Below are 24,511 nucleotides of genomic sequence, written 5' to 3'. Positions count from 1 at the left end.
GCCGGATCTCTCATTCACGCGTAGAGCCCTGCAGTTTGCGCTGATCGGGCAGGTCGTCGAAGTAGCGTGCCGCGTCGGGGAAGCTCAGCGCATTCTTGCCCTCGGCAGCGCTGAAGACCGGTTCGATCGGGTCGATATCGGGTTCGGCGGCCAGGACCTCGGCCGTGGTGGCAAATCCGGCGAGCGCGTCGAGCTGGGCCCAGGTGGGCGGCAGCAGGACGTCGTCGCCGGCCCGCCAGCGGTCCAGCGCCTCGGCCGGAGTGCGCCAGGTGACCTCGGCGGCCTCGGAGGTCGCCCCATCGGCCAGTTGTCCCTCGGGCAGCACCGCGACGAAGAACCGGGTGTCGTAGCGACGCGGCTCCACGACCGGGGTGATCCAGTTCGCCCACGGGCGCAGTAGGTCCGCACGCAGTACCAGGTTCTCCTGGACCAGGAATTGGGCCAGCGACAGCTCGCGCCGTTCCAGCTTGCCCCTGGCGTCGCGGTAATCGGTGGTGTCGGCGACGACCTGATCGGCGGCGGGACCGGCCAGCAGAACCCCGCACTCTTCGAAGGTTTCGCGCACGGCCGCACACACCAGCGCCTGGGCGCGCGGTTCGGTGGTGCCGAATTTCTCGGCCCACCAGGCCGGATCCGGACCGGCCCAGGCGATGTCGGCGGTCGCGTCCGAGGGGTCGACGCCGCCGCCGGGGAACACGGTCATGCCCCCGGCGAAGGCCATGGCTCCGACGCGGCGCTGCAGGAACACCTCGGGACCGGTGGCCCCGTCCCGCACCAGCATCACCGTCGAAGCGTCCTTGGGCAGCACCACATCACTCATTCCTGCACCCTAGCGGGCGCTTGGTGCGAGGTTGAGGGATGGCGGCGGTCAGCGGGAGCGGTGACTCCCGAAGCGACGGGCACGGCGTGCGAAGTACCGTCCGTCGACACGGTCCAGCGCGATGGACTGGCTGAACGCTTCACTGAGGTTCTCGGCGGTGAGCACATCCGACAGCAGCCCCTGCGCGACGACGTTGCCCTCATTGAGCAGCAGACCGTGCGTGAACCCCGGCGGGATCTCCTCGACGTGGTGGGTGACCAGCACCGTGGCCGGCGCGTCCGGGTCGGCGGCGAGATCGCCCAGTCGTTCGACGAGCTCTTCGCGTCCGCCCAGATCCAACCCGGCGGCAGGTTCATCCAGCAGCAGCAGTTCCGGATCGGTCATCAGCGCGCGGGCGATCAGCACGCGTTTGCGCTCGCCCTCGGACAGGGTGCCGTAGTTGCGGTCGGCGAGATGTTCGGCGCCGAGGCTTTCCAGCATGTCGATGGCGCGGTCGGTGTCCATATCGTCGTAGCGCTCACGCCAGCGACCGAGCACCGCGTATCCGGCCGACACCACCAGGTCGCTGACCTTCTCATCGCGCGGCACCCGGCCGGCCACCGCGGCCGAGGACAAGCCGATGCGTGGGCGCAGTTCGTTGATGTCGACCTTGCCGAGTATCTCGCCGAGCAGATGCGCGCTACCGGAGGTGGGGTGCACCTCTGCGGCGGCCATCCGCAGCAGCGAGGTCTTGCCCGCGCCGTTGGGGCCGAGCACGACCCAGCGTTCGTCGAGTTCGACCTGCCAGGTGACCGGGCCGACGAGGGTATGCCCCGAGCGGCGGATGGTGACGTCGGTGAAGTCGATGAGCAGATCGGGATCCGGTTGCGGCACGCGCTCCATCTTGGCTCAAAACTCCAGCAAGCGTACGACCGGCCCGCGTACCCGCGGTGACAGATACCGGCCGGGTCAGCGTGTGAGTAGGCCAGGGGTGGCGATGACCGTCATCGAACCCGGTGCCACTTCGGTGAATCCGGCATCACGTACCGCGACGGCTGTTCCCGCGGCGACTGCGCGGCTGAGTTCGGCCCAGTGCTCGGGGCCCGATTCGCGTACCGCGCAGGCGAAATCATGCTCGGCCCACGCCCGCGCCGCACGCTCCGGCAGAGCGCCTCCGAGCAGCATGCTTGCGTGCCCGACCTGCGCCGCGGCCTTGCCGAGGGTCATACCGAGCGTCGAATTCACCCACAGCACGGGCAGTTCGGGATCCGGCGGGCCGGGGTCGTCGTGTTCGAGATCGGTGCCACCGATCTGGAGTTTGCGGATCCGCTGGTCGATCTCGCCGACCGGACCGGGCACAAGGGCCCGCGCCTGAGCACCGTCGAGCTCGACGGTGACGCCGTCGACCTCGTTCGCCGCGGCCCACTGCGCGCCGCGCGCCCGGCGGGCGACCTTGCGAATACGCGACCGCTTCCACGTCAGATATTGCGGCTCCCACTCCCCATCCGCACCGACCCGCGGATCAAGGCACAGCGCCACCGCGGAGGCGGCAGCTGCGGCCAGCAGCGCACTGCGGGCGGGTGGATCGGCCTTGGGCAGGTACAGCACCATCTGCATGGCCTGCACCTTGGCCGGGTCGTCGGGATCGCCGTTACCGCCGTATCCGGTGGCCAGTTCGGCATGCCGGGCGGCGAAATCGCCGTCGGTCACCCTGATCGGTTCGGCGGGTATCGGGTCCACCGCGTCGACCGGGGTGACGGACTCCGGGACGTTCGTCATCGCCGCGCCTCAGCCCAGCGGTACGCGACGCAGCAGCCCGTCCTTGGCGTCGGCCGCCTCCACCTCGTCCCTGGTGACGCCGAGGATGAACAGCACGGCGTCCAGGTAGGGGTGCGAGAGCGCCGCATCGGCGATCTCACGCAACGCAGGCTTGGCATTGAACGCGACACCGAGACCGGCGGCATTGAGCATGTCGATGTCGTTGGCGCCGTCACCCACCGCGACGGTCTGCTCCATCGGCACTCCCGCCTCGGCGGCGAACTTGCGCAATGCGGTCGCCTTGGCGGCCCGGTCGACGATATCGCCGACGACCCGTCCGGTGAGCTTGCCGTCGACGATCTCGAGCGTGTTCGCCTGCACGAAGTCCAGTTCGAGATCGTGCGCCAGCGGTTCGATGACCTGACGGAATCCACCGGAAACGACGCCGCAGCGGAAGCCGAGCCTGCGCAGAGTGCGGATGGTGGTGCGCGCACCGGGAGTGAGTTCGATCCGTTCGGCGACCTCCTCGATCACCGATTCGTCGAGTCCGGCCAGTGTCGCCACCCGCTGGCGCAGCGATTCACCGAAGTCGATCTCGCCGCGCATCGCCGATTCGGTGACGTTGCGGACCTCTTCCTCGACACCGGCGTGCGCCGCCAGCATCTCGATGACCTCACCCTGGATCAGGGTGGAGTCGACGTCGAACACGATGAGCCGCTTGGCGCGCCGCGCCAGCCCGGCCCGCTCCACCGCGACGTCGACCTCCTCGGCCACCGCGACGTCGGCCAGTGCCGTGCGTAGCCGGGAGTCGGTGTCGTCGCCGGTGTCGATGGCCGAGACCATCAGCTCCATACCCGTCACCGGATAGTCGGCGACACCGCGAATGGCGTCGATATTGGCGCCGAGCGCCGCGAGCTGACGGGAGACGGCGCTGAAGGCACGGGCGGTTACCGGGGCGCCGAGGATCACCACGGCGTGGGTGGGGACCGGCGCGCGGACCGGCTCGGCGTCGATGTCCACCTCGACGTGCATGCCGACGGTGTTCATCGCCTCTTCGAGCTCGTCCTGCAGTTCCTCGGGATCGTTCGGGCAGGTCACCAGCACACCCAGAGTCAGCCGACCCCGGATGACGACCTGCTCCACATCCAGCAGGCTGACCTGATGTCGCGACATCGCCGCGAGTAGCACCGACGTCACACCGGGCCGGTCGGGACCGGTGACGGTGACGAGAACTGTGGTGTCTGCCAAAACCTGCGCTCCAGTCTGTGTGCCTGATCCGGCGGGGACCGCCCCCACCAAACGAGTGTGCACCCGCTGGTCACCCAGCAGGTGCACACTCATCCGGAATGCTGTTCTTCCGCCGTTACTTGGTCAGGGCGCCTTCATGCACTTCGGTGGCATGCTTGCCCGAACCCCAGCCGACGTGGGCCTCGGCCCGCATCCGCTCGACCATGTGCGGGTAGTGCAGCTCGAAGGCCGGACGCTCGGACCGGATGCGCGGCAGCTCGTAGAAGTTGTGCCGCGGCGGCGGGCAGGTGGTGGCCCACTCCAGCGAGTTGCCGTAGCCCCACGGATCGTCCACGGTGACGACCTCGCCGTAACGGTAGCTCTTGAACACGTTCCACAGGAACGGAAGCATCGAGGCACCGAGCACGAACGCACCGATGGTGGAGACCGTGTTCAGCGTGGTGAAGCCGTCGCTGGGCAGGTAGTCGGCGTAACGGCGCGGCATGCCCTCCGCACCCAGCCAGTGCTGCACCAGGAAGGTGGTGTGGAAGCCGATGAAGGTGGTCCAGAAGTGCCACTTGGCCAGGCGCTCGTCCATCATGCGTCCGGTCATCTTCGGGAACCAGAAGTAGATGCCCGCGTAGGTGGCGAACACGATGGTGCCGAAGAGCACGTAGTGGAAGTGCGCGACCACGAAGTAGGAGTCGGTGACGTGGAAGTCCAGCGGCGGGCTGGCCAGGATGACGCCGGACAGACCACCGAAGAGGAAGGTGACGATGAAGCCGATGGAGAACAGCATCGGTGATTCGAAGGTCAGCTGCCCCTTCCACATGGTGCCGATCCAGTTGAAGAACTTCACACCGGTCGGGACCGCGATCAGGAAGGTCATGAACGAGAAGTACGGCAGCAGCACGGCGCCGGTGGCGTACATGTGGTGCGCCCACACCGCGATGGACAGGGCGGCGATACCGAGCGTGGCATAGACCAGGGTGGTGTAACCGAAGATCGGCTTACGGCTGAAGACCGGGAAGATCTCGGAGACGATGCCGAAGAACGGCAGCGCGATGATGTACACCTCGGGGTGGCCGAAGAACCAGAACAGGTGCTGGTAGAGCAGGATGCCGCCGGTGGCCGGATCGTAGATGTGGCCACCCAGGTGGCGGTCGTAGGCCAGGCCGAACAGGGCGGCGGTCAGCAGCGGGAAGGCGAGCAGGACCAGGACGCTGGTGACGGCGATGTTCCAGGTGAAGATCGGCATCCGGAACATGGTCATACCGGGCGCGCGCAGGCAGACGACGGTGGTCAGCATGTTGACACCACCGAGGATGGTGCCGAGACCCGAGACGGCAAGGCCGAGGATCCACAGGTCGGTGCCGACACCGGGCGAGTGCAGGATGTCGGTCAGCGGCACATACGCCGTCCAGCCGAAGTCCGCGGCACCACCGGGGGTGATGAAGCCCGCGGTCGCCATGGTCGCGCCGAACGCGTACAGCCAGTAGCTGAAGGCGTTCAGTCGCGGGAAGGCGACGTCGGGGGCGCCGATCTGCAGCGGCAGGATGATGTTGGCGAAGCCGAACACGATCGCGGTCGCGTAGAACAGCAGCATGATCGTGCCGTGCATGGTGAACAGCTGGTTGAACTGCTCGGGCGAGAGGAACTGCAGACCGGGGCGCGCCAGCTCGCCACGCATCATCAGCGCCATCAGGCCACCGATGAGGAAGAAGACCATCGACGTCGTCAGGTACATGACGCCGAGAACCTTCGGGTCGGTCGTGGTGACCATCTTGTAGATGAACGACCCCTTCGGACCGGTCCGCGCCGGATACGGCCGAGTCGCTTCCAACTGAGGGACTGGCTGGGGCTCTACGGCAGTCACTGATCCTCCTGAAGGTGCCTTTAGGTCGCTCCGCAGGCTCCACTGTCAGCATCGGCCCCGGGGGCACCGGGGCAGACGACGGTTAGCTTGCGCTCTTCGAATCGTAAACCGTGCTGCCGCAGCGGACCGAGCGGGTCCTACTCTGTGTCGTATTCGCGGCCCTCCGACGCTCATTTCCGCTGACCCGGCGTGGTGTGTCGGCCTCGGCGGGCACCGATGAGTTCTGTTCGCCCCCCTCGTCTGTACCGGTGAGGCCACTGCCGATTCCGGTAGCGGTACAGGCACGGAGGAGACCGCTCATGGCACAGAACGCAGCGCACAAGGCCGGCGATCCCTGCTGGGTCGACGTCTACAGCTCGGACCCGGACCGCACCATCGCCTTCTATGGGGAACTATTCGGCTGGACCGCCGAGCGCAACGAGGATTTCGGCGGATACATCACTTTCCGCAAGGACGGCAAGGCCGTCGGCGGCGGGATGGGCCGGATGCCCGACGATCCGGACAGCCCGGATCAGTGGACCATCTACCTGGCCGTCGACGACGTCGAAGCCACCGCGAAGGCCGCCACCTCGCACGGCGGGCAGATCGTCGTGCCGCCGATGCCGGTCGGCGACCTCGGGTCGATGGCGATCCTCGGCGATCCCGCGGGCGCGGGCGTCGGTGTCTGGCAGACGGGCACGTTCGGCGGATTCGAGACCGCGGGGCTGGTCGAGGGCGGACAGTGGCGCGATCACCACGGCGCGCCGTCCTGGTTCGAACTGACCACCCGCGATTTCGCGGGCGAGGTCGCCTTCTACAGCGCGGTGTTCGGCTGGAACGACCTGTTCCCGATCTCCGACTCGCCGGAGTTCCGGTACAGCACCCTGCATTCGACCAGCCCGATGCTCGGTGGCGTCATGGACGGTTCGAGTTTCCTGCCGGAGGGCTCGCCGGGTGGATGGTCGGTGTATTTCGGCGCCGATGACGTCGACGCGACGATCGCGAAGGCGGTGGAGCTGGGTGCGACGGTGACCGCGCCCGCCGAGGACACCCCGTACGGCCGGATGGCCACGATCGTCGACCCGAACGGTGCGCGCTTCAGCCTCGGTGGCGACAAGGGCTGAGCACCTGCCGACCTCACCTGCGGATCGAGGGTGCGCGCATGTACCCTCACCGGCATGCCGGTGAGCGCGATGGTTCATGGACGCACCCGAATCCGCACGATCATGGGTGCCGTTGTCGTCGGCTGCGCGACGCTGGTCGTCGCGGGTTGCGCGACGCCGGCCGATGATTCGGCCTCGATCATCCGCACCACCACCAATATCGCCGGTGCGGGCGTGGTGGGGATCGAGCGCGACACCGCGCAGGCGTGCAGCCTGCCCACCGCGCCCGATCCGGCCGACGGCGCCACCCGCACCATCACTCATCCCTTCGGTGTCACCGAGGTTCCCGCCGATCCGCAGCGCATCGTGGTGCTCAGCACCGCCGCGCTGGACGCGGTATGCGCGGTGGGTTCGTGGGAGAGCGTGGTCGGTGCGGCCACTGTGGACGGTCCGAGTCCGCAGCCCGGCTACCTGGGGACGGGTATCTCCGAGATCCCCGGCGTCGGCCCGGTGACTCAGCCCGATCCGGCGCTGATCGCGGCCCTGAACCCCGACCTCATCATCGGCGATGTTCCCGCGGCGGGCGCCGATTTCGGTGCGCTGTCCGGTATCGCACCGACCGTGCTGATCGGTCGCGAGGGCACCTGGCAGGACGAATTCACCGCCATCGCGGCGAGTCTCGGGCGTGCCGGGGCCGCCGAGACGGCGCTGGCGAACTACCGGACCGAGGCCGCCGATACCGGAAACGCGGTGTCCGCCAACCTCACTCAGGCCTCCATCGTCCGCTTCACCGCCGACGGCACCCGCGTCCTCGGTGACGACACCATGGCCGCGCAAGCCCTGGCCGCCACCGGTGCCCACCGTCCGACCGCCCAGCGGGCGGGCTCGTTCGACGTCGACGAGTCCGACCTGCTGCCGGTGGAGGGCGATCTGATCTATGTCATGTTCGCCGGCCCCGAAGGTCGTGCGCACGGTGAATCCGTGCTGCGTTCGGATGCGTGGAAGGACCTCGGCGCCGCTATCGACCGCCGCGTCTTCGCCGTCGACGACACCGTCTGGCATACCCGCGGCCTCACCGCCGCCCGCGCCGTGGTCACCGACCTGCGCAATACCCTCAACGCCTACGTCAACGACTGACCGCCGGACCGGTCGACGCACCCTGGGGTGGGCAAACCGGCACCCTCGGAGTGCGCGGGCCCGCGCCTTGGGTTACTGCCGCCGCGCCCTCGTGAGCGCGAGAGTAGAAGCACGCCGAACAGCGACTTCCATTCCGCTCCCGAGGGGACACACAGCATGCACACTCCAGCCGCATCGCACACCGACAACATCACCGTGCTGCCGGTGGTCCGGCCCGCCGCGGTCGACCCGCACGCGGTCGTGGTGTCCGCCGCGGATGTCTCGCTGTCCTACGCCGAGTTGGACAGCTGGTCGAATCGGCTGGCTCGGCTGCTGCTGCAGATCGGCGCAGGCCCGGGCATCCGCGTCGCGATCGCCGTCGACGAGCCGGTGGAGGCCGTGGTCGCCGAGCGCGCCATCGTCAAGATCGGCGGTATCCCGATGCCGATGAACAGCGGCGACTCCACCGTCTTCGGCACCGGGATCGGTGTCACCACCAAGCAGGAGCGGACCCGGCTCGACGACCGGATGAGCTGGCTGGTCCTCGACGACCGGTCGACCCTGCAGCGTTATCTGGCCGGGTCGGACGACCCGCTGACCAAGGCCGACTTCGCGGTCATCGCACGCTCGGCCTGATCTGCGCTTTCGCCGCCGCCACCGGCGCTGCCCGGTCCCGCAAAAACGGGTAGCGCAGTGTGGCCGATACGCCCACGGCGCACGCCGCGCCGGTTCACACTGGACTTGCCGCGTTGTTGCTGCGCGGCGAGTACTACCACCACCGCGGTAGCTACGGGGGGCGACTGCCTCGGTCGGCTACAGCGCGGTCGGAACGTAGGACTTCCATGTCACAGCCATCAGCGTCACCCATCGACACCGCTACCGGTCTGCCCGACGGCGCGTTCGCGCTCTCGGCCGCGCAGCGCGGTATCTGGTTCGCTCAGCACGTCGCGGGCGATACTCCGATCTCCATCGCCCAGTACATCGAACTGACCGGGCGGGTCGATGCGAGCGCGCTGGCCGAGGCGGCCCGCACGGCGGGGCGTGAATTCGGTACCGGGTTTCTGCGGCTGGTCGAGGTCGACGGGCATCCGTTCCAGGTCGTCGACACCACGCTGGACGACAACATCATCGAACTCGATCTGCGCGGGGAGCCGGATCCGGAGGCCTCGGCGCACGCCTGGATGGGCGCCGAGTACGCCACCCCACTGGATCTGACCCGTGATCGGCTGGTGCGGATGGCGATGCTGCGGCTGGCCGAGGATCGCTGGTTCTGGTATTCGCGGATCCATCACATCGTGCTCGACGGCATGGGCGCGCTCACGATGGTGCAACGCACCGCCGAGCTCTACAACGCGGCGATCGAGAACAGGCAACCGCCGCAGGCCAAGGCGGAAGACCTGCGCAAGATCGTCGACGCCGATCTGGCCTACCGCAGCTCGGATCGGTTCACCGCCGACCGCGATTACTGGTGCGATCATCTGGCAGGCATGGCGGACCCGGTGAGTCTGGCCGGCCGTACGGCCGAGGTCGACGCGCATCCGGCACGGGTCGCGGGCGCGCTGCCCGCCGAATCGGCCACGCTGCTGGACACGGTCGCCGAGGCGGCGGGTTCCGGGATCGCACCGACGGTGGTCGCCGCGTTCGCGGCCTACCTGGCGGCGATGACCGGTGCCCGCGAGGTGGTGCTGAGCCTGCCGGTCTCCGCACGCAGCACCGCCGTGCTGCGCCGTTCGGGCGGCATGATCGCCAATGTCGTCCCGCTGCGTCTGACCCTGCCGCCGAGCATCACGGTGGGCGAGGCGATCCTGGCCGCGCAGAGCGAGCTGACCGGTGCGCTGCGACGACAGCGCTACCGGCAGGAGGACATCGTCCGCGATCTCGGCTGGTCCATGGACGAGGCCGCGTCGTTCGGGCCGACAGTGAATCTGATGATGGCCGACACCAGGATTGCGCTCGGTGAGGTGGTCGGCAGACTGCATGTGCTCACCTCGGGGTTGATCGACGATCTGTTCGTCAACCTGTATCCGGGTGTCGGCGGGCAGAGCACCCATATCGACTTCCAGGCCAATGCGAACCTGTACAGCGACACCGAGCTGGCGGGCCAGCACGAACGGTTCCTGCTGTTCCTGCACCGGTTCCTGGCGGCAGGGACCGAAGCGACACTGTCCACGATCCCGGTGCTGACCCACACCGAGCGGGGCCGTCTCGCGCCCGCGCGCGGCCCCGCGGGCGGGCGAACCCGCACCCTCGCCGACCTCCTCGCTGCCGTGCGTGATCCCGACGCAGTGGCGCTCGTCGGTGGCGCGACGCGCATGACCTACCGTCAAGTCGACGAGTACACCAACCGGCTGGCCAGGGTGCTGATCGCGGCGGGCGCGGGCCCGGAACGCGGTGTCGCGACGGCCATCGCGCGCTCGGTCGAGTCGGTGCTCGCGACGTTCGCCATCGCGAAGACCGGCGCGCCGTTCGTGCCGATCGACCCGACCTATCCGGTCGACCGTATCGAGCACATGCTCGACGACAGCGGTGTGGTCGCAGGCGTCACGATGACGGCAGTACGGGGTGATCTGCCCGATCAGGTGGACTGGCTGGTGCTCGATGATGCGGCCACAGCGGAATCGGTCGCCGCGCAGGCCCCTGCACCGATCGACGACGCCGAACGTCACACACCCATCCATCCGGATCAGATCGCCTACATCATCTACACCTCGGGATCCACCGGGCTGCCCAAAGGTGTGCTGGTCTCCCATCGTGGCCTCGCCGATCTGGCCGCGGGGTCCGGAGCCGGCTTCAGCGTCGGCCCGGATGCCGTGGTGGCGCACGCTGTCTCGCCGAGTTTCGATATCTCGGTCGAAGAGATCCTCATCGCCTACACCGCGGGCGCGACGCTGGTGGTCGTGCCACCCGCCGCGTTCGCGGGCGAGGAACTGGCCGAGGTGTTGCGCACGCACGAGGTCACCCATCTCAATGTGACGCCGACGGTGGTCGGATCGCTGGATCCCGCCACACTGCCGCAGCTGCGCACCGTCATCGTCGGCGGTGACGCCTGCCCGCCGGAGCTGGCGCAGACCTGGTCGGGCCGCGCCCTCATCAACGGTTACGGGCCGACCGAAACCACCGTCACCGCGACCCTCACCGCACCGATGACGCCGGGCGCACCGGTCACCATCGGTGGCCCGGCGCGCGCCGTCCGAGCGGTGGTGCTCGATTCGTGGCTGCGTCCGGTGGCGCCCGGCGCGGTCGGCGAGTTGTATCTCGCGGGTCCGGGTGTGGCGCGCGGTTATCACCGCCGCACCGGGCTGACGGCGAGCCGGTTCGTCGCCGACCCCTACTCCCCCGGCGAGCGGATGTACCGCACCGGCGATCTGGTGCGCTGGATCGAGGCGCAGGGGCGTCCTGCACTGGAGTACCAGGGCCGCAGCGATTTCCAGGTCAAGATCCGCGGGTTCCGGATCGAACTCGGTGAGATCGATGACGCGCTGCAACGGCAGCCCGGTGTCGAGTTCGCGCTGACCCTCGGCGCCGAAACTCCCGCCGGGTCCACCGCGCTGGTGGCGTATGTGGTGATGACGCCCGGCGCCGACACCCATCCGGAGGCCCTGCGTGCCGCCGTGGGACGGACGCTTCCCGCCTACATGGTGCCCGCGGTGATCATGGTCCTCGACCGGGTTCCGCTCACCCCGCTGGGCAAGGTCGATCGAAAGGCTCTACCCCCACCGGATTTCGGTGCTGGGGTGACTTCCGGGCGCGAGCCGTCCACGCCGGCGGAGTACACCCTCGCCGCACTGTTTGCCGAGGTGCTCGGCCTGGACGCCGTGGGTATCGACGACAGTTTCTTCGCCCTCGGCGGCGACAGTATCGTGTCTATCCAGCTGGTATCGAGGGCCAAGGCCGCGGGGCTGGGTTTCAGCGCACGCGATGTATTCGAGCGAAAGACGGTGGCCGCGTTGGCCGCCGTGGCCACGGATGTGCGGGCCGAGGCGGTGCAGGAACTGCCGGGTGGCGGTGTGGGGGCCGTAGAGCTCACGCCGATCGTGCGGGAGATGGTCGCGCAGGGGCCGACCTGGGGTCGCTTCGCGCAGGCCGTGCTGATCGGGCTTCCGGCGGGGTTCACGCGGGCACAGTTGAGATCTGCCGTGCAGGCCGTCATCGATCGGCACGACGTGCTCCGGTCGTCGCTGCGGCCTGCAGGCCCGGAGTGGGAATGGATTGTCGCGGAACCGGGTTCGGTCGACGTCGATGCGTTGATCGAAGTCATTGCCGCCGGGCCCGATCCGGAAACTGCCTGCGAGCGCGCACTCCAGCACGCGGCCGATCAGCTCGATCCCGTAGCGGGTGTCGTCGCGCGTTTCGTCCTCATCGAAAGTGACGGCGCTGATCCGCTGTGCTGGCTGGTGCTGCACCACCTCGTCACCGATGGCATCTCGTGGCGGATCCTGCTGCCGGATCTGGCGATCGCCGCGGCGGGCGGTGAGCTCGCGCCGGTCGGGACTTCGTTCCGGCGTTGGGCCCACGCCCAGTCCGAGCAGGCCGGGCGCCGGTCGGCCGAACTGCCCGTATGGCAACGCGTTCTGTCGAGCGACGATCCGTTGATCGGCAGCCGGGCTCTCGATCCCGCCGTCGACATCGTTGCGACACAGGGCCGATGGCAGACAACCATCCCCGTCGACGTCGCAGGCCCGGCACTGACCACCGTGCCCGATCGTTTTCATTGCGGCGCCGACGATGTGCTGCTCACCGCGCTCACCATGGCGGTGTGCCGTTGGCGGGCCCGCAGCGGCACGCTGATCACCCTCGAAGGGCACGGCCGGGTCGAACAGATTCTGCCGGGCGCCGACGTCGCGCGCACGGTCGGCTGGTTCACCAGCGTGTATCCGGTGGCCATCGAGCCGGCCGGTATCGATCTCGACGACGCATTCGCCGGAGGTGTAGCCGCGGGCGCGGCTGTGAAGGCCACCAAAGAACAGTTGCGGGCCATCCCGGACAAGGGCGTCGGGTACGGGATGCTGCGCCATCTGAACGCCGAGACCGCCGCGGCTCTCGCGCACGCGCGGCAACCGCAGCTCGGCTTCAACTACCTCGGCCGAGCCGCGTCCGGCGACACCGGGCCGTGGTTGCCCCGCCGCTTCGCCGCCACCCAGGACGACCGCGCACCCTTGCCTGCCGTGGTCGACATCAACGCCGTCATGACCGACGGTGGACTCGAGGTGACCTGGGACTACGCCACCGGTCTGCTGGGCGCGACGGACGTGCGCGAACTCGCCGAACTCTGGGCCGGGGCGCTGCGGGCTCTGGTCAACCACGCCGAGACCGCGGGCGCCGGTGGGCGTTCGCCGTCGGACTTCGACCTCGTCGCGGTCACGCAGCCGCAGATCGACGCGTGGGAGCGGCGCTACCCCGATCTGGTCGACGCGTGGCCGTTGTCGCCACTGCAATACGGTCTGCTCTTCCACGCCAGATACGACTCCGATACCGCCGACGCCTACACGGTGCAGTCGCTGCTCACCCTCGCGGGCACCGTCGACGCCGCCCGGTTGCGTGGCGCGGCGCAGGCGCTGGTCGACCGGCACGAGAACCTGCGGGTCGCGTTCACCGAAACCGACGACGGCCCACGTCAGCTCGTGCTCGGTGCTGCCGAGGTCGGCTGGCAGGAGATCGATCTCACCGGCACCGCCGATGACACAGAGCTCGACTACGAACTACACCGGCTGATCGCACTCGACGCGAACACCCGATTCGACTTGAACCGACCACCGCTGTTGCGGTTCACACTGATCCACACCGCACCCGAGGACTACCGCCTGATCATGACCAATCACCATCTGGTGCTGGACGGCTGGTCGACACCGCTGCTGGTGCGTGAACTGCTGACGCTCTACGTCACCTCCGGCGATATCACCGTGCTGCCGCCGGCCCGGTCCTACCGTGAATTCCTGGCCTGGCTGGCCGAGCAAGATCAGGCCGAGTCGCTCACCGCGTGGTCGCGCTACCTCGCCGGAGTCGACAGCCCGACCCGGGCCGTCCCGTCGCTGGCTGATATCGAATCCACCGACACCGCCGAAACTTCCGTCGAACTCACCGCGCAGACCCTGGCGCACCTGGAGTCATCGGCCCGCGGATGCGGAGCAACGGTGAACACGATGGTGCAGACGGCGTGGGCGATGCTGCTCGCGATGCTCACCGGACGCACGGACGTGGTGTTCGGCGGGACGGTGTCGGGCAGGCCACCCGAACTCGCGGGGGTCGAGGACATGGTGGGGTTGTTCATCAACACCCTCCCCGTCCGGGTCCGGTTCGAGCCCGGTGAATCGGTCGCCGAGTTGCTCGCGCGCGTGCAGGCCGATCAGGCGCGATTGCTCGACCATCAGCATGTCGGGCTCGCTGCGATCCACCAGGCCGTCGGGCTGCCGGAACTGTTCGACACGCTGACGGTCTTCGAGTCCTATCCGATCGATCGGGAGGCGCTGTCGCAGGCCCTGGATATCGCCGGAATGCGGGTGCTCGATGTGGCGGGCACAGATGCCACACCGTATCCGCTGAACCTGATGGTGATTCCGCTGCGCGGGGCCGAAGGACGCGATTCGCTACGGATCACGCTGAAGTATCTCGCCGATCAGTTCGACGCGGACGCCGCCCGTCCGCTGCTGGAGCGTTTCGTGCGACTGCTCACCCAGCTCGCCGACGATCCGCTACTGCCGGTCGCCCGGCTGCGGTACTGCGATGATGCCGAACTGGCCGAACTCGCGCCGGTGTACGGGCCTGCGTCGGTGCCGCAACGGCCGATGCCGGAGATCCTCGCCGACGGCGCCCGCATCGACAGTGCCGCCATCGCGGTCGACACGGGTGAGCTCACCATGACCTACGGCGACCTGGATGCCTGGTCGAATCGGTTCGCGCGAGTCTTGCTGCGACGCGGTATCGGCCGCGAAGTATTCGTGGTACTGGCCCTCACCCGATCACTGGAATCGGTGGTCGCGGTGTGGGCGTTGGCGAAAACCGGTGCGGCGTTCGTGCCCTTGGATCCGAGCCATCCGGTGGAACGGATCGAGCACATGCTCACCGATTCCAGGTCGCCGATCGGTGTGACGGTGACCGAGATCGGTGCGACGCTGCCGAGCAGCATCGACTGGCTACTGCTGGACGATCTCAACACCATGCGGCGCGCCATGACCGTCTCCGACGCACCGATCACCGACGACGAGCGCGGCGGCCCGATCGACCTGGACCAGGTCGCGTACCTGATCTACACCTCCGGATCGACCGGAAAGCCGAAGGCGGTCCTGGTCAGCCACCGTGGCCTGGCGAATCTGGCGGCCGACGAGCGGGAAGCACTAACTATCGGTCCGTCGGCCGCGGTCTTGCAGGTCGCTTCGCCGAGCTTCGACGCCTCGGTATTCGAGCTGGTCATGGCCCACGGCGCGGGGGCAAGGCTGGTGGTCTCGCCGCCGGACGTCTACGGCGGCACCGAACTCCAGCGGTTGCTGCGCGCCCAACGCGTCACCCACGCGGTGATCACGCCGTCGGCCCTGGCCACCATGGAACCCAGCGACCTGTCCGATCTGCGGCTGCTCTCGGTCGCCGGTGAGGCGGCGACACCGGAGCTGATCCAGCGCTGGTCCCCGGGCAGACGCATGGTGAACCTGTACGGGCCGACCGAGTTCAGCATCTGGGCCACCGGTCCCGCCGAACTCGTCACGGGCGAACCGATCACCATCGGCGGGCCGATCCGCGGAGCGTCAGCGCAGGTGCTCGATACCTGGTTGCGCCCGGTGCCGGTCGGTGTCGCTGGTGAGCTGTACCTGGCCGGGCCAGCGCTTGCCCGTGGCTACTTCAACCGGTTCGCCTTGACGGCAGGACGTTTCGTCGCCGACCCGGCCGGTGCGCCGGGTGAGCGGATGTACCGAACCGGTGACATGGTGCGCTGGGTGCGCGGCGCGGACTCGACACTGGCACTGGAGTACCTGGGGCGCAGTGATTTCCAGGTGAAAATCCGCGGTCTGCGGGTCGAGCTCGGTGAGATCGATGCGGTGCTGTCGGCAGTCGAGGAGGTCGAGTACGCGGTCACCATCGGCCGGGCCGGGCCCGCCGGGGCGACCGTGCTGGTGTCGTATGTTCTGCCTGCCGCAGGCACCGCACCGGATTCCGAACGGCTGCGCGCGCGGGTCGCGGCGGAGCTGCCCGGCTATATGGTGCCCGGCTACATCGTTGTGCTGGACGAGGTCCCGTTGACACCGGTCGGCAAGCTGGATCGCGCGGCGCTGCCGGTACCGGATTTCGCGGCGAGCCGACGCCCCTACCTCGCCCCACGCGGACCGGTGGAGCAGGCGGTCGCCGAGGTTTTCGCCGAGGTGCTCGGTAGCGAACGCGTCGGCGCCGACGAATCCTTCTTCGAGCTCGGCGGCAATTCGCTCAGCGCGACGCGGGTGGTGGCGCGAGTCAATTCTGCGCTCGGCTCGACGATCGCCTTGCGCGACCTGTTCGACGCGCCGACCGTCGCCCAGCTGTCGGCCCGCGTCATCCCCGCCACCGACGGCGCGGGCGGGCGTTTCGTGCTCGCGCCACGGATCCGCCCGGACCGGGTGCCGCTCTCACCGGCCCAGCAGCGCATGTGGGTGCTCAACCGGATGGACCCGGCGTCCTCGGCCTACAACATCGCCGTCGCGCTGCGCCTGACCGGCGAACTCGATCTCGAGGCCATGCGGAGGGCGCTCACCGATGTGGTGGACAGACACGAGAGCCTGCGCACGCTCTATCCTGCCGACGCCGAGGGGCCGCGTCAGGTGGTCATCAGCGCCGAGGTCGCCACACCGGCGCTAGAGGTGACCGACACCGATGATGGTGCGGCACTGCGTATCCGGATCGGTGAGGTTACCGGCACGGGATTTGATATCACCGAACAACCGCCGCTGCGGCTCGGTCTGTTCCGGCTCACCGGCACCACCGATCCGGTGCATGTGCTGGTTCTGGTGGTACACCACATCAGCGCCGATGGTTTTTCGATGGCGCCGCTGGCCACCGACCTGGTTGCCGCCTATTCCCGGCATCACTGCGTTGCGGTGGGCGGGCCGTCCACAGCCACGGCCGATACCGAGGCGGCCCCGCTCGCGGTGCAGTACGCCGACTTCGCGCTCTGGCACCGGGAGCTGCTCGGTGACGAGTCCGATCCGGAATCGCTCGCGGCGCAGCAGATCCGGTACTGGACCGAGACGCTCGACGGCGCTCCCGACGTGCTCGACCTGCCCGCCGATCGGCCGCGTCCGGCAGTACAGTCGATGCGCAGCGCGGAGGTCGAGGTGACGATCGACGCCGCGCTCCATCGCGGGCTCACGGAACTGGCGGCAGCCCATGAATCGAGCCTGTTCATGGTGCTGCACGCGACGCTCGCGGCGCTGCTCGCCCGGCTCGGCGGTAACGACGATGTGGTGATCGGTACCCCCGTCGCCGGTCGCGGCGAGCAGGCATTGGACCGGCTCGTCGGCATGTTCGTCAACACGCTCGCGCTGCGCACACCGGTCGACCTCGGTGCCGGGTTCAGCGATTTCCTCACGTCGGTGCGGGCAACGGATCTGGATGCGTTCGCCACCACCGATGTGCCGTTCGAGCGGCTGGTGCAGATCCTCGATCCCGCGCGGTCGACCGCACATCATCCGGTCTTTCAAGTGTCACTGTCCTTGCAGAATTTCGTCGAACCGGTGCTCGAGCTGCCGGGTCTGCGGATCGAAGTGCAGGATTTCCAGCGCGACACCGCGCAGTTCGATCTCATGCTCGACCTGCGCGAACGCATCGGCCGGGTTGGGCAGGACGGTGTGGCGGGCCTGCTGACGTATGCGACGGATCTGTTCGACGCCGAGACCGCGAGCACGCTGGCGCGCCGGTGGCTGCGCCTGCTCGACGCCGTCGTCGCCGACTCTGATGTCCCGCTCGCCGATATCGATATCCTCGACGAGTCCGAACGCGCCGAGCTGGTACCGATGCGCGGGCCCGCGAGTGCCGGCACCACTGGGCTCGCACGGATCCTCACCGAGTCGGCGCAACGGTATCCGGACCGGCCCGCCGTGGTCGCCGACGGGCAGGTCAGAACCTACCGCGAACTCGATGCCGACTCCGACCGGCTGGCTCGGCTGCTCGTCGACGCCGGCGCGGGACCGGAAACCGTTGTTGCCCTCGGTATGCCACGATCGGCCGCGCTGCTCATCGCGCTCTGGGCGACCGCGAAGACCGGCGCCGCGTTCCTGCCGGTCGACCCGAAACATCCGGTAGACCGGATCGAGCACATGCTCGCCGATTCCCGGGCACGCATCGGCGTCACCGTCGCCGCCCATCGGCCATCGCTACCCGACAGCACGCAGTGGCTGGTTCTGGACGGCTCGCCGCTGGACGAACCGCCGCAGGCAACACCGACTGCCGAGCCTCGGCCCGACCATCCGGCCTGGGTGATCTACACCTCCGGGTCGACCGGAAAGCCCAAGGGCGTCACCGTCACCCACCGTGGGCTCGCCGACCTCGTCGCCGCGCAACGCGAGATCCTGGCACTGGATGAAAAGTCCCGCGTCCTACAGGTGGCCTCGCCGAGTTTCGACGCCTCGATATTCGAGGCACTGATGGCGTTCGGGGCGGGTGCGGCCGCCGTGGTCGCGCCACCGGAGGTCTACGGTGGCAGTCCGCTCGCCGAGTTGATCGACGCCGAGCAGGTCACCCATCTGGTGATCACACCGTCGGCGCTGGCCACCGTCGACGCCACCGCGGTTTCGAGCGTGCGGGTGCTTGCGGTCGCGGGTGAGGCGGTGGGCGCCGAACTCGTCGACCGGTGGTGCGGCAGTTCGGGCCGACGCATGCTGAACCTGTACGGGCCCGCCGAGTTCACCATCTGGGCGACCTCGTCCACCGCGCTGCGACCGGACCGCCCGGTCACCATCGGTGGCCCGATCGGTGGCGCCGCCGTGCTGGTGCTCGATGATCGTCTGCGTCCGGTCCCGGCCGGCGTCACGGGCGAGCTGTATCTGAGTGGTTCTGCCCTGGCTCGCGGCTACCACCGCAGGCCCGACCTCACCGCCGCACGCTTCGTCGCCGACCCGTTCGGCGAGCCCGGGTCACGGCTGTACCGCACCGGTGACCTCGCGCGCTGGGTGCGGGACGCGGCGGGGACACTCGAGCTGGAGTATGTGGGCCGCTCCGATTTCCAGATCAAAGTGCGTGGTCAGCGAGTGGAGCTCGGGGAGATCGATGCCGTGCTCACCCGCGCCGACGGCGTCGATGTCGCGGTCACCCTCGGTGTCGCGGGCCCGGCGGGATCGACCGCTCTCGCCGCCTACCTCGTGCGCGCGCCGGGCACCGAGATCGATATCGCGCAGGTGCGGGCATTCGCCGCCGACATCCTGCCTTCGTACATGGTGCCCGCGGCGTTCGTCGTCCTGGACGAGATCCCGCGCACCGCAGTGGGCAAATTGGACCGCGACGCGCTGCCGGCCCCGGTATTCGCCGTCGACGACACCGCGTACCGGCCGCCGAGCACGCCGACCGAACAGGCGCTGGCCGAGGTCTTCACCGAACTGCTCGGCCGCGAGCGGGTCGGTGCCGACGATTCGTTCTTCGCGCTCGGCGGCGACAGCATTCTCGCCATTCAGCTCGTCTCCCGCGCGAAACTGCGTGGCATCACCTGCACGCCGTTGCAGGTGTTCGAGCACCGCACTGTCGCCGCACTGGCCGCGGCTGCCGACGCCGCCGGTCCCGCGGTGACGTTGGAGGAACTGCCCGGTGGCGGCGTCGGCGAGCTGCCGCTCACCCCGATCGTGCGGTACATGATCGAGCGCGGAGGCGATTTCGACCGGTTCGCCCAGACCGCGGTGCTCGAACTCCCGGCCGGAATCGAGCGCGATCAGCTCGTCGCGACCCTCACCGCTGTCATCGATCGGCACGACATGCTGCGGTGTCGGCTGCGCAGGCACGGCGAGGACTGGCAGTTGAGCGTCGCCGCCGCCGGGACGATCGATGTCGACGCCCTTGTGCACCGGATCGAGCACAATGCCGTCACCGACGCCGTCGACCTGCACGAATTCGCCGTGACCGAAATGGATTCCGCGCTGCACCGGCTCGATCCGGCGGCCGGCGTCGTCGCACAGTTCCTCTGGCTCGATCCGGTCGGTGACGCCGGAGCCAGAACCGTACCGGGCCGGTTGATCGTCGTCCTGCACCATCTCGCGATCGACGCGGTGTCCTGGCGCATCCTCGTGCCCGATCTGATCGCGGCATGGGCGCAGGTCCGGGTCGGCGCCGCACCGGTGCTCGCCGATACCGGCACTTCCATGCGGCGATGGTCGTCCGCGCTGAACGAGGAGGCGCACGCAGAGCGGCGGGTAGCCGAACTCGACTACTGGCGTGCGGTTCTCGCCGCCCCCGATCCGCTGATCGGGCCCCGCGAGCTGGACCCTGCGACCGACCGGACCGATACGTTGCGGACCGTCGAAGTCGAAGTGTCGACCGAGGTCACCGCCGACTTGCTCACCACACTGCCGAAGCTGTCGGGCGGCGGCGTCAACGATGCCCTGCTCGCCGCCCTCACACTGGCGCTGTTGCGCTGGCGCGCCCGGCGCGGGAGCACCGCGGACACCGCGCTGATTCGGCTCGAAGGCCATGGACGGCAAGAGGAAGTGGTGCCGGGCGCCGATCTTTCCCGCACCGTCGGCTGGTTCACCAGCCTCTATCCCGTGCGCATCGCACTCACCGATATCGATATCGATGACGCGTTCGCCGGTGGTCCCGCCATGGGTGCGGCGCTGCGTGCGGTCGACCGCACGCAGCGCGCGGTCCCCGACAAGGGCATCGGGTTCGGACTGCTGCGCTATCTGAATTCCGCAACCGCAGCGCGACTGCCGCGGACACTGCCCGGTCAGATCGCGTTCAACTACCTCGGCCGCTATTCGACCGCCGACATTCCGGCCGGCCTGGAGGGATTGGGCTGGCTGCCCACCGATGATCTCGGCGAGCTGCCCGCTACCGAACACCCCGACGTTCCGCTGATGTCGGCGTTGGCCGTCGACGCCGTCGTCATCGGTGACCGGCTGCAAGCCGTGTTCGGCTACCCCGGTGCCCTGCTCGCCCCTGACGACATCCACGAATTGGCGGCCCTGTGGGTCGACGCGCTCGGCGCCGTCGCAACCTATGCGCAGTCGCCCGAAGCCCAGCTCACCGAAGCGGCACCGACAGCGGCCGCACCGGCCTCGGGGCTCGGCCTCGATGTGCTGCTGCCGATCCGCCCCGACGGCACCGAACCCGCACTGTTCTGCGTGCACCCCTCCTCCGGAATGGCATGGAGCTACCTCGGTCTGGCCGAACGCCTGCGCCCTGGGAGGCCCATCTACGGACTCCAGGCACCCGACCTGTCCGGCCGAGAACCTTCGGCACGCTCGATTGATGAATTCGCCGACCGCTACATCCGCGAGATCCGTGCCGTCCAACCCGACGGCCCCTACCATCTACTCGGCTGGTCCTTCGGCGGACTGATCGCGCACGCCATGGCAGCGAAACTGCGCACCGCGGGCCAGACGGTCGGCGTGGTCGCCCTGCTCGATGCCGACGCCGCCGATATCGACGGCGACTCGATCGAGCGACTCACTCCTGGCGGGTTCGTCAACAGCTTCGGCAGCGTCTTCGGAATCGACAACGTACCCCCCGACGCCACCGCGCGGGAAGCGGCCGAGCTGATCCGGGAACGGTTCGGCGGCGTCTCGATCATCGACGCCGGCACCATCGAACGGATGGCCGGGTCCTACAACGCCTCCGCCCGCACCCGCACCGGCTATACCCGGCCGCGCTACGACGGCGACATCGTCTACTTCAGCGCCACCGTCGACAGCTCCGAGATCTTCGGCCCGGACGGCTGGCGGCCCTACCTGACCGGGACGATCGCCAACCACGACGTCGAGGTCACCCACGACGAAATGACCACACCGTATGCGCTCTGGATCATCGCGCAGGTGCTCGATACCCAACTGGGAGGCCCGCAATGAGTCCCGAACACGGCGTCGTCGTCGAAGGCATCGAGAAATCGTTCGGTGCGGTACACGCCCTGCGCGGTGTGGATTTCAGCGCCGCACCAGGTGAAGTGCTCGGCATCCTCGGCCCGAACGGCGCCGGAAAGACCACGATGGTCAACGTGCTGTCCACCCTGATCACGCCGGATCGGGGTCGTGCGCTGGTCGCCGGGCACGATGTGGTCGCCGATCCTGCCGCGGTCCGCCGATCCATCATGCTGACCGGGCAGTACGCCGCACTCGACGACATGCTCAGCGGCTACGAGAACCTGGTCATGTTCGGCAGGCTGATGGGTCTGCGCAAACGCGCCGCCCGCGCCCGCGCCGACGAGCTGATCGCCGGATTCGATCTGGTCGCGGCGGCGGGCAGGCGGGTCGGGACCTATTCCGGCGGTATGCGGCGCCGCATCGATATCGCCTGCGGGCTGGTCGTGCGCCCGGATGTGGTGTTCCTCGACGAACCGACCACTGGACTCGATCCACGCAGCCGCCAAGGCGTATGGGATCTGGTCGGCGGATTCCAGCGTGCGGGCATCACCACCCTGCTGACCACCCAATACTTGGAAGAGGCCGATGCGCTCAGCGACCGGATCATCGTCATCGATCACGGTGTGGTGATCGCGGCAGGCACCGCCGACGAGCTCAAGGCGCGCACCGGCGGCAGCTACTGCGAAGTGGTCCCGCTGGACCTCGGCGATCTCCCGGCCATCGCGGCAGCGCTCGGTTCGCTACTGCCGGACGGTAATCGGGCCATGTTCACCACCGAATCCGACCGCATCGCCATTCCCGCACCGGACGGTGCGAAGACACTAGCCGAAGCACTGCGGCGGTTGGACGCGGCCGGGATCGAACTGGTCGACATCGCTCTGCGCCGCCCCTCCCTCGACGATGTGTTCCTCCAGCTCACCGGCCATCTGGCCTCCGACGAACCCGCGTCCGAGCCGGAACCGGCCGCCGCACAGGCACTGTCATGACCACCGGCGTCTGGTTGACGAGCGCACGGGCCGCCCCGGTCACCACCGCCCAATGGTGGGTGCTCACGACCAGGTTCATCGTGCCGTCGGTGAAATCGGGCGAGGTGCTGGCCTCGGTGCTCGCGCCCGCCGCCTTCACCGTGAGCTTCTACTTGCCGCTGAAAACGGTGATGATGTTCGCGGGCACCGGGTTCAGCAGTTACGCCCAGTTCATGATGCCGATCGTGATCCTGCAGGCGGCGGCGTTCACGGCCATCTCGGCCGCGTTCCGTTCGGCCACCGACGCCGTCGCCGGACTCAACCGGCGTTTCGGCGCCATGCCCATCAACCCGTTCGTACCGGTCGCGGCGCGCATGTCGGGCAATGTCTTCCGGCTGGTCATCGCCCTCACCACCGCATTGGTGTGCGGACACATCATCGGGTTCCGGTTTTGCCTCGACGCCTGGCACACGCTCGGATTCCTGCTGTTCGCACTGCTCGTCGGCATCGCGCTGACGTTGGCGGCCGATGTCATCGGCACCCTGTCCAAGAGCCCGGAAGCCACCACCCAGGCGCTGGTGCTGCCGCCGTTGATCCTCGGCATGCTCTCGACCGGGCTCGCACCTGCCGAGCAGTTCCCCGAGTGGGTGCAGCCCTTCGTCCGCAATCAGCCGATCTCCCAGTTCGTCATCGCGCTGCGCGCCCTGGCCGGCGACACCCTCGGTAATGCCGGTGAGGTGTCCTGGTCACTGATGGGTCCGCCGCTGGCCTGGGCGTTCGGCATCCTCGCGGTCTGTGTGCCGGTGGCCGTGCGGCTGAGTTCGCGGAGCCGATGATGACGACGTTGCCCGCTACCCGCCCCGCCGATCTGCGCACCGGCCTCGAAACCTCGCCGTCCGCGCTGATCCGGCACACCGTCATCCAGACCCAGCGCCTGCTGCTGCGCTGGGCCCGCAATCCGGTCACCCTGCTCGAGACACTGCTCATCCCGTGCCTGCTGCTGCTGATGCTCGATATCGTGGTGGGCGGCCAGATCGAGAAATTCACCGGCGAGGATGCGCTCTACGGTTCGGTGCCGATGGTCGCGGTCGTCGGCGCGCTGTCCGGCGCGGTCGCGGGCGGTGTGCTGCTCGGGCGCGAACGCGACGCGGGTCTGCTCGCGCGCTTCTGGGTGCTGCCGGTGCACCGCGCGTCGGGCCTGGCGTCCCGGATTCTCGCCGAGGGCTGCCGGATCTTCGCCGGGACGATCACCGTGGTCATCGTCGGATATCTGCTCGGATTCCGTTTCCAGGAGGGATTCTTCGCGACCGTCGCGTTCCTGTTCGTGCCGACACTGTTCGGCCTGGCCTTCGCCACCGTCGTCACCGCCGTGGCCGTCTACACCGCCAAAGCGACCCTGGTGGAAGGCATCACGATCCTCACCTCGCTGATGATGTTCTTCAGCACCGGCTTCGTGCCGCTGGCCGCCTACCCGCAGTGGCTGCAACCGATCGTGCGCAACCAGCCGATGTCGACCGCCGTGGACACCATGCGCGCCCTCGCCCAAGGCGGCCCCCTCGCCCGGCCGCTCACCCTCACTCTCCTCTGGTCGGCCGCGGCGATCGTGCTGTTCGCGGTACCCGCCACCATTGGCTACCGTCGTGCCAGCAGGCGATAAGTAACATCGGGCC

At 68.6% G+C, this 24,511-nt stretch carries 12 protein-coding genes; 7 read left to right on the top strand and 5 right to left on the bottom strand.

Going from position 1 to position 24,511, the window contains the following annotated elements; translation table 11 throughout:
* Positions 1 to 10: 10 nt before the first annotated feature.
* From ACFXNW_RS11555 to ctaD, 5 genes are all read right to left on the bottom strand, one after another.
* The gene (locus ACFXNW_RS11555) at positions 11 to 820 is read right to left on the bottom strand and encodes an NUDIX hydrolase (protein WP_379417590.1); all 810 of its coding nucleotides are present in this window, start codon (positions 818 to 820) and stop codon (positions 11 to 13) included.
* A gap of 48 nt (positions 821 to 868) precedes the next feature.
* Positions 869 to 1,702, bottom strand: a complete 834-nt coding sequence (locus ACFXNW_RS11550) for an ABC transporter ATP-binding protein (RefSeq protein ID WP_379417589.1) — start codon at positions 1,700 to 1,702, stop codon at positions 869 to 871.
* Between the two features lie 66 nt (positions 1,703 to 1,768).
* Positions 1,769 to 2,578, bottom strand: a complete 810-nt coding sequence (locus ACFXNW_RS11545; protein ID WP_379417588.1) for a peptidyl-tRNA hydrolase — start codon at positions 2,576 to 2,578, stop codon at positions 1,769 to 1,771.
* Between the two features lie 9 nt (positions 2,579 to 2,587).
* Positions 2,588 to 3,805, bottom strand: a complete 1,218-nt coding sequence (serB, locus tag ACFXNW_RS11540) for a phosphoserine phosphatase SerB (protein WP_379417587.1) — start codon at positions 3,803 to 3,805, stop codon at positions 2,588 to 2,590.
* Positions 3,806 to 3,920: 115 nt separating this feature from the next.
* Complete coding sequence (gene ctaD, locus ACFXNW_RS11535; protein WP_379417586.1) at positions 3,921 to 5,660, bottom strand: cytochrome c oxidase subunit I; 1,740 nt, start codon at positions 5,658 to 5,660, stop codon at positions 3,921 to 3,923.
* A 299-nt stretch (positions 5,661 to 5,959) separates the two neighbouring features.
* Between ctaD and ACFXNW_RS11530 the strand changes: the two genes are divergently transcribed.
* From ACFXNW_RS11530 to ACFXNW_RS11500, 7 genes are all read left to right on the top strand, one after another.
* A complete protein-coding gene (locus ACFXNW_RS11530; RefSeq protein ID WP_379417585.1) occupies positions 5,960 to 6,763 on the top strand; it encodes a VOC family protein in 804 nt (267 codons plus the stop codon).
* Positions 6,764 to 6,832: 69 nt separating this feature from the next.
* On the top strand, positions 6,833 to 7,879 hold the full coding sequence (locus tag ACFXNW_RS11525) for an ABC transporter substrate-binding protein (RefSeq protein ID WP_379418104.1): 1,047 nt from the start codon (positions 6,833 to 6,835) through the stop codon (positions 7,877 to 7,879).
* Between the two features lie 156 nt (positions 7,880 to 8,035).
* Positions 8,036 to 8,494 (top strand): AMP-binding protein, encoded by a 459-nt coding sequence (locus ACFXNW_RS11520; RefSeq protein WP_379417584.1) that lies wholly within the window; start codon positions 8,036 to 8,038, stop codon positions 8,492 to 8,494.
* A gap of 206 nt (positions 8,495 to 8,700) precedes the next feature.
* Positions 8,701 to 21,864 carry an amino acid adenylation domain-containing protein gene (locus ACFXNW_RS11515; RefSeq protein ID WP_379417583.1) on the top strand — a complete coding sequence of 4,388 codons (13,164 nt, stop codon included), beginning with the start codon at positions 8,701 to 8,703 and terminating at the stop codon, positions 21,862 to 21,864.
* A complete protein-coding gene (locus ACFXNW_RS11510) occupies positions 21,861 to 22,862 on the top strand; it encodes an ATP-binding cassette domain-containing protein (protein WP_379417582.1) in 1,002 nt (333 codons plus the stop codon). The genes ACFXNW_RS11515 and ACFXNW_RS11510 overlap by 4 nt, the downstream gene beginning before the upstream one ends.
* Positions 22,859 to 23,677: an antibiotic transporter gene (locus ACFXNW_RS11505; protein ID WP_379417581.1), complete on the top strand. Its 819-nt coding sequence runs from the start codon at positions 22,859 to 22,861 to the stop codon at positions 23,675 to 23,677. The genes ACFXNW_RS11510 and ACFXNW_RS11505 overlap by 4 nt, the downstream gene beginning before the upstream one ends.
* Entirely contained in the window at positions 23,677 to 24,498 is an 822-nt protein-coding gene (locus ACFXNW_RS11500; RefSeq protein ID WP_379417580.1) for an ABC transporter permease, read from the top strand. The genes ACFXNW_RS11505 and ACFXNW_RS11500 overlap by 1 nt, the downstream gene beginning before the upstream one ends.
* Positions 24,499 to 24,511: the final 13 nt, after the last annotated feature.

This window comes from Nocardia sp. NPDC059180 (assembly GCF_042754945.1).
In the GTDB taxonomy this organism is placed as follows: Bacteria; Actinomycetota; Actinomycetes; order Mycobacteriales; family Mycobacteriaceae; genus Nocardia.
The sequence above is the reverse complement of the archived record's forward strand: the minus strand, read 5'-3'. Positions and strand labels throughout refer to the sequence as shown.

What these genes read in the sequence shown, in the direction of transcription:
- ACFXNW_RS11550 (WP_379417589.1), bottom strand. Translation starts at nt 1,702, where the DNA reads ATGGAGCGCGTGCCGCAACCGGATCCCGATCTGCTCATCGACTTCACC.
- ACFXNW_RS11510 (WP_379417582.1), top strand. Translation starts at nt 21,861, where the DNA reads ATGAGTCCCGAACACGGCGTCGTCGTCGAAGGCATCGAGAAATCGTTC.
- ACFXNW_RS11525 (WP_379418104.1), top strand. Translation starts at nt 6,833, where the DNA reads ATGGTTCATGGACGCACCCGAATCCGCACGATCATGGGTGCCGTTGTC.
- ACFXNW_RS11515 (WP_379417583.1), top strand. Translation starts at nt 8,701, where the DNA reads ATGTCACAGCCATCAGCGTCACCCATCGACACCGCTACCGGTCTGCCC.
- ACFXNW_RS11505 (WP_379417581.1), top strand. Translation starts at nt 22,859, where the DNA reads ATGACCACCGGCGTCTGGTTGACGAGCGCACGGGCCGCCCCGGTCACC.
- ACFXNW_RS11500 (WP_379417580.1), top strand. Translation starts at nt 23,677, where the DNA reads ATGACGACGTTGCCCGCTACCCGCCCCGCCGATCTGCGCACCGGCCTC.
- ACFXNW_RS11520 (WP_379417584.1), top strand. Translation starts at nt 8,036, where the DNA reads ATGCACACTCCAGCCGCATCGCACACCGACAACATCACCGTGCTGCCG.
- ACFXNW_RS11530 (WP_379417585.1), top strand. Translation starts at nt 5,960, where the DNA reads ATGGCACAGAACGCAGCGCACAAGGCCGGCGATCCCTGCTGGGTCGAC.
- ACFXNW_RS11545 (WP_379417588.1), bottom strand. Translation starts at nt 2,578, where the DNA reads ATGACGAACGTCCCGGAGTCCGTCACCCCGGTCGACGCGGTGGACCCG.
- ACFXNW_RS11555 (WP_379417590.1), bottom strand. Translation starts at nt 820, where the DNA reads ATGAGTGATGTGGTGCTGCCCAAGGACGCTTCGACGGTGATGCTGGTG.